Raw genomic sequence first — 6,825 nt, 5'->3', positions numbered from 1 at the left:
CTAACTCACTTAGCGTGGTTTGCCGTGACAACGAGGACGCATTATAGGGAGTTTTCTGAGGCTGGCAATAGTTTTTTTAAGAAAAAAAATCGTTTGCTTAATTCCACAGCAAAACCCCTAGTTATACGCAGTTATTAACATATTTATCCACAGACTGCCTTTTTACATAAAATTAGCATGTCAAACGCAAACGTTTGCGTTATTATAGCGGTCGATTAAGCAAGATTGATTTTGTGTCCATCTTCTGAAATGTTAGTTAAGCAAACACAATTTCACTGTATTAATGTGATTTAACTTCACCATTACTACCGTTATACCAAACCCAAGGGATAAAACTCATGCAACATCTTCGTCCTATCCGCCGTGCACTATTAAGTGTGTCTGATAAAGCAGGTATTTTAGAATTTGCTAAAGCACTTGTTGAAAGAAACGTAGAACTCTTATCGACAGGTGGAACCGCACGTCTATTAGCAGAAGCTGGCTTACCGGTTACCGAAGTCTCCGATTACACAGGTTTCCCAGAAATGATGGATGGCAGAGTAAAAACCCTGCACCCAAAAATACACGGTGGTATTTTAGGTCGCCGTGGCCAAGACGATGCCATTATGGAAGAACATGAAATTCGCCCTATCGATATGGTCGTCGTGAATCTTTATCCTTTTGCTAAAACGGTAGCACGTCCTGATTGCTCATTAGCAGATGCTGTTGAGAATATTGATATTGGTGGTCCAACGATGGTTCGCTCTGCAGCAAAGAATCATAAAGACGTAACAATAGTCGTAAACAGTAATGACTATGAAAGAGTGATTGAAGAAATGGACAATCACGAAAATAGCCTTACTTTAGATACCCGTTTTGATTTAGCGATTAAAGCCTTTGAACATACCGCTGCTTATGATGGAATGATTGCAAACTACTTTGGTCAAAAGGTCGCACCTTATTATGGTGATACTTCACAACCCTCTGGTAATTTCCCTCGCACCTTAAATCTGAACTATATAAAGAAACAAGATATGCGCTATGGTGAGAATGCTCATCAACAAGCCGCTTTCTATATAGAAGAGAATATAGAAGAAGCTTCTATTGCTACAGCGACCCAATTACAAGGTAAAGCGCTTTCGTATAACAACATTGCAGATACTGATGCCGCTTTAGAATGTGTGAAATCATTTTCCGAGCCGGCATGTGTTATTGTGAAACATGCTAATCCTTGTGGTGTTGCTATTGCGAACACGCTCACACAAGCATACGACAACGCATTTAAAACAGATCCTACTTCCGCTTTTGGCGGTATTATCGCTTTCAACCGCCCATTAGATGCCAAAACAGCAAGTGCAATCATTGAGCGACAATTTGTTGAAGTTATTATCGCCCCTTCTATTAATAAAGATGCTTTACCTATTTTAGAAAATAAACCTAACGTTCGTGTATTAGCGTGTGGTCAATGGCAAGAAGCAAGATCAGCGTTTGATTTCAAGCGTGTGAATGGTGGGCTATTAGTACAAGATCGTGATTTAGGCATGGTTAAAGAAGAAAACTTAAGAGTGGTCACTCAACGTCAACCCAGTGAACGCGAACTTAAAGATGCACTCTTCTGCTGGAAAGTAGCTAAATTCGTAAAATCAAATGCCATTGTTTACGCTAAAAATGATATGACTGTTGGTATTGGTGCAGGACAAATGAGTCGAGTTTATTCTGCAAAAATTGCAGGTATTAAAGCCGCTGATGAAGGTTTAGAAGTTGCTGGTTGTGCAATGGCATCAGATGCATTTTTCCCATTTAGAGATGGTATTGATGCCGCAGCACTTGCTGGCGTCACTTGCGTTATTCAGCCAGGAGGCTCAATTCGTGATGACGAAGTCATTGCAGCCGCAAATGAACATAACATTGCAATGATTTTCACTAACATGCGTCACTTCCGTCATTAATAGGGCATTGATATGAAGATTTTGATTATTGGTAATGGTGGCCGTGAACATGCTTTAGCTTGGAAAACAGCGCAATCACCACTTGCCACTCAAGTTTTTGTTGCACCAGGTAATGCAGGTACAGCGTTAGAGCAAGGTGTACAAAATATTGATATTAGTGCAACAGATATCCCTGCATTAATTGCATTTGCTTTAGAAAATAAAATTGATTTAACTATTGTTGGCCCTGAAGCACCACTTGTTATTGGTGTTGTCGATGCCTTTACAGAGGCGGGACTGACTATTTTTGGTCCAACAAAGGGTGCCGCTCAACTAGAAGGTTCTAAAGCTTTCACAAAAGATTTTTTAGCTCGCCATAAAATTCCAACCGCGGATTATCAAAACTTTACTGAAGTCGCACCTGCGCTTGAATATCTTAATAAAGTAGGCGCACCAATTGTTATCAAAGCCGATGGTTTAGCCGCAGGAAAAGGCGTTATTGTTGCGATGACACAAGCTGAAGCAGAAACTGCGATTAACGATATGCTAGCAGGCAATGCCTTTGGTGATGCAGGACATCGCATAGTTATTGAAGAATTCCTTGATGGCGAAGAAGCTAGTTTTATTGTGATGGTTGATGGTGAACACGTTATTCCGATGGCAACAAGCCAAGATCATAAACGTGTCGGTGATGGCGACACAGGCCCTAATACAGGCGGAATGGGCGCTTATTCACCTGCTCCCGTAGTCACTGATAAGATCCACCAGCAAGTGATGGAAAAAATCATTTATCCAACAGTTAGAGGAATGGCTTCTGAAGGTCATCGTTACCAAGGCTTTCTTTATGCTGGATTAATGATCGATAAACAAGGCATTGCAAAGGTTATCGAATTTAACTGCCGTTTTGGTGATCCTGAAACTCAACCCATTATGATGCGTATGCAATCTGACTTAGTTGAACTCTGTTTAGCTGGAGCAAAAGGTGATTTAAAAGGTAAAGATTCTGTTTGGGATCCTCGCCCAGCTTTAGGGATTGTCATTGCTGCTGGCGGTTATCCTGCGGATTATCGTCAAGGGGATATCATTGAAGGTTTAATTCCATCATCATCAACAACAGCAAAAATATTTCAGGCCGGAACGACACTTAATAATGAAGGCAACGTTATCACCGCAGGCGGAAGAGTGTTATGTGCAACAGCGTTAGGTGATGATATCGAGCAAGCACAAAAAAATGCTTATGCTTTAGCAAAAGATATTCATTGGAATGGACATTTTTATCGCCATGATATCGGCTATCGTGCGATTGCACGCTTAAAAAAGTAAGTTAACAACGACAGAAGAGAGTGATTATAAGCTCTCTTTTGTTGGTTCCCATTTACAGAAGTTATGTTCTGCAACCATCAGTAATTGCTTACCCTCAGGAGAATCAAGCCAAGCCACATAAGAAGGCTTATTCGAATAACGAGTTCTCGTTTTTAACCAGCGTTGTTCAGGAGCTTCAAATGAAATATTCACTTTCTCACCAGCACAAGTTGTCATTGTATTTTGATACCAAATACCCTGCACTAAATTCACTTTCCCAATAGCAAGTGCTTCACTGATTTCACGTTCTTTACTTGCAGCAAACACCATTCTTAAACGCTCATCTTCTGTTAATGCTCGTTTTTGTTTTTGGCTTTCTTGTTGCATGAAAATAACTTCACCTCGTTTATTTAAACGAAGATGCCAAGATGAAGGAACATTAGGATTAATAATTTCAGAGCGGACTTGCCAAAGCTTATTTTGGCGATACTCATAGAATGTGATGACAGTTTCTGGCTTTTTATAAAAGCTATAAACACTCATAATGACTTGAGGTTCTGATACTTTATTATTTAAACGCCATAACCGCACAACACCTTCATCCGCAATATAACCTGTTGCAGAAAATTCAGGTAGTTGCACAGTAGAAGAGCAGGCGCTGAGCAAAAAAGCAGTTCCTATTGCTAACAGCCCCTGTCGTTTCAACAAAAGGGGAGTAAATCCCCCTCTATTGTTCATTCCGTTCAAAGGAATTATTTTACTGCGTCTTTCAGTGCTTTACCGGCAGTAAATGCAGGAACATTGGCTGCTGCAATGGTAATTTCTTTACCCGTTTGAGGGTTACGGCCAGTACGCTCTGCACGGTGATTCACCTTGAATGTACCGAAACCAACTAACTGTACAGAATCGCCTTCTTTCAGAGCACCTGTTACTGAATCGATAAACGCTTCAATAGCAGCTTTTGCTTGAGTTTTTGTCAGATCCGCTTTTTCAGCAACTGATTCGGTTAATTCAGCTTTGTTCATAAAATAGTCCTTAAAGTATGTTTTATCGTTTGAAAAACATCTGGTGAAAAAACTTAACTTATCTTTTTAAGAAGACGAATTAAGTAAAACACCTGAGCCACTTCTTTTCGTACCCAATGTAGAACATACACAGGGGTGATGTGAAGTCTTTAAACGTCGCTTTTCAAGCACTAAATCACGTTTTTCTGATTTAGTGCGTTAATTCTATACCGATATTGCTCATTCCAGCTTCACGAAGGTCTGCACGTAGACCTTTAATCAGTTCGATGTCTCTTTCTTCACATTCAACAAGTAGACGGTAGATTTCCCATTGAATATCGAACTCATCAATAACGGCTGGTAGAAATCTAAGCTCTTCCTCGCTCATTTCTCTTTCTGCTTGAGTCATTTCAAGTGAAGCAACCGTTCCTACTGACAATTTACTGACGTCAATAGCATGACTGAGTGATTCACCACTTAAACGAGAGTGAACGACTTCACTGAGTGCAACACAGGCATCGATAGCAGGATAGACACCATAAATATCAAACTGAGATGCGTCAGGAATAGCTTCTTCTAATTTCTCTAATTGAGAATCAAAATTAACCTTTGCATCTTTCACCGTCAAAGTCTCCCAAACCAGATCGAGAATACGGCGATAAAGCATTGGATCGGTGAATCCTGTTTCTTGACAAAATACCTGATAATTGGGGTACATTCTCTCACACAGGCACGCCATAAACGTCAGGTGTTGCCAAGCTTCTAGCTTTTCTAAACGTAAATGGATTGGGTTCTTCAACATTCGTGATTACTCATTTTCTTAACTTAGGCGCAGTTTACCTGAAAATTCAAAATATCCACATATTTCCCGACCATTTAGAGCTTATTCTTATTCAACTGCTCAAATAATCGTCTATTTGAAGCAATACCATCAGCCCAACGCGTCGGTTCTGGCAATCGATACCCTTTCATACACTGCCCTACCCACTGTAAAGCGCCTTCCATACTCACTTTATGACCCGGAGAAATATACAGGGGTTTACATTTTCTCTTACTACGAAAAATCCACCCTATTTGCTCATTCTTATCCATTAACGGCTCATGGCTTCCCATTTCTTCATCAACAGGCTTATCAATGCCACATAAGCGACTCTTTGCAACACCAATCGTGGGAGTATCCACCAATAAACCAAAATGACTTGCAACACCTAACCTTCTGGGATGAGCAATACCTTGCCCATCGACAAAAATAAGTGCTGGTTTTTGCTTTATTAATTGCCAAGCAGCAAGCAGTGCGGGGCATTCCCGAAATGAAAGTAAACCGGGGATGTAAGGAAGCGTTGTGGGGATACGTGCGATTTGGTATTCAAGAATTTTAAATGAAGGGTAGTGCATTATTACAATGGCAGCGCGAGTCACTGCGCCGCCTTCTTCAAAACCAACATCTGCACCCGCAATATAAGTTGGTGCTGTAAATTGGTTTGTTAAAATAATCTGTTGAGCTTTTTCTGTCTGCTCTTGACGTAATTGTTGGGTATTAATCATTATCCTGATGATAAGGCTTTGATAAACGGTGAACCGCATCAATAAATGCCCCAGCATGCTCTGGTGGAACATCTTGATGAATACCGTGCCCAAGATTAAAGACATGACCATTGCCTTTGCCAAATCCAGCGAGAATAGTCTCAACTTCTTGTTCTATTCTTGCTGGCGGCGCATACAGCATTGAAGGGTCCATGTTACCCTGTAAGGCAACTTTATTCCCAACTCGACGGCGCGCATCTTCAATATCAATCGTCCAATCAAGTCCTAATGCATCGCAACCCGTTGCCGCCATGGCTTCTAGCCAACGACCGCCACCTTTGGTAAATAAGGTTACAGGCACTTTTCTTCCATCATACTCACGGATAAGGCCATCAATAATCTTATGCATATAATGTAATGAGAAGAGTTGGTAATCACGTCCTGTTAGCACCCCCCCCCATGTATCAAAGATCATGATAGATTGTGCACCTGCTTTAATTTGAGCATTCAAATAAAGGATAACGCTATCTGCCAGTTTATCCAGTAATAGATGTAATGCTTGTGGCTCTGCATACATCATTTTTTTAATTTTTGTGAAGGCCTTACTGCTTCCACCTTCAACCATATAGGTTGCTAGTGTCCAAGGGCTTCCAGAAAAACCAATTAATGGCACACTGCCTTGCAAAGCATGACGAATGGCACGTACTGCATTCATCACATATCCCAGCTCATCTTCAGGATCAGGAATAGGGAGTTTTTTAATATCATCAAGGCTATTTATTGGTGATTTAAAACGAGGGCCTTCACCTGTTTCAAAGTAAAGGCCTAATCCCATTGCATCTGGAATAGTTAAAATATCAGAAAATAAAATAGCAGCATCTAAAGGGAAGCGTCTTAAAGGCTGTAATGTCACTTCACATGCCAATTCTGTGTTCTTGCACAATGAGATGAAATCCCCCGCCTGTGCCCGTGTTTCCTTATATTCAGGAAGATATCTGCCTGCCTGACGCATCATCCAAACTGGGGTGACATCAACAGGTTGGCGCAATAGCGCACGTAAATAGCGGTCGTTTTTCAACTCACTCATG

7 protein-coding genes are annotated in these 6,825 nt (G+C 40.9%); 2 read left to right on the top strand and 5 right to left on the bottom strand.

The features are described 5' to 3' along the window. Positions 1 to 338 precede the first annotated feature (338 nt). Positions 339 to 1,928, top strand: coding sequence for a bifunctional phosphoribosylaminoimidazolecarboxamide formyltransferase/IMP cyclohydrolase (gene purH, locus INT04_RS17940; RefSeq protein WP_193017448.1), 1,590 nt, complete (start codon positions 339 to 341; stop codon positions 1,926 to 1,928). A 12-nt stretch (positions 1,929 to 1,940) separates the two neighbouring features. Next, a complete protein-coding gene (purD, locus tag INT04_RS17935; RefSeq protein ID WP_193017447.1) occupies positions 1,941 to 3,230 on the top strand; it encodes a phosphoribosylamine--glycine ligase in 1,290 nt (429 codons plus the stop codon). A gap of 24 nt (positions 3,231 to 3,254) precedes the next feature. On the opposite strand, the gene INT04_RS17930 is transcribed toward purD, so the two are convergent. The 5 genes from INT04_RS17930 to hemE form a co-directional block, all read right to left on the bottom strand. Then, the gene (locus INT04_RS17930) at positions 3,255 to 3,917 is read right to left on the bottom strand and encodes a DUF1481 domain-containing protein (protein WP_226894173.1); all 663 of its coding nucleotides are present in this window, start codon (positions 3,915 to 3,917) and stop codon (positions 3,255 to 3,257) included. Positions 3,918 to 3,961: 44 nt separating this feature from the next. Continuing rightward, on the bottom strand, positions 3,962 to 4,234 hold the full coding sequence (locus tag INT04_RS17925) for an HU family DNA-binding protein (protein WP_064718078.1): 273 nt from the start codon (positions 4,232 to 4,234) through the stop codon (positions 3,962 to 3,964). 190 nt (positions 4,235 to 4,424) lie between these two features. After that, positions 4,425 to 5,015 (bottom strand): YjaG family protein, encoded by a 591-nt coding sequence (locus tag INT04_RS17920; RefSeq protein WP_193017445.1) that lies wholly within the window; start codon positions 5,013 to 5,015, stop codon positions 4,425 to 4,427. Positions 5,016 to 5,089: 74 nt separating this feature from the next. After that, positions 5,090 to 5,758, bottom strand: coding sequence for a deoxyribonuclease V (nfi, locus tag INT04_RS17915; protein WP_193017444.1), 669 nt, complete (start codon positions 5,756 to 5,758; stop codon positions 5,090 to 5,092). Then, positions 5,751 to 6,824: a uroporphyrinogen decarboxylase gene (gene hemE / locus INT04_RS17910; protein WP_193017443.1), complete on the bottom strand. Its 1,074-nt coding sequence runs from the start codon at positions 6,822 to 6,824 to the stop codon at positions 5,751 to 5,753. The genes nfi and hemE overlap by 8 nt, the downstream gene beginning before the upstream one ends. Between the last annotated feature and the right edge of the window lies 1 nt (position 6,825).

The sequence above is a fragment of the Proteus sp. FME41 genome (genome assembly GCF_014897315.1).
In the GTDB taxonomy this organism is placed as follows: Bacteria; Pseudomonadota; Gammaproteobacteria; order Enterobacterales; family Enterobacteriaceae; genus Proteus.
Note: the sequence above shows the minus strand (reverse complement) of the source record. Positions and strands in the feature narration are given on the sequence as shown.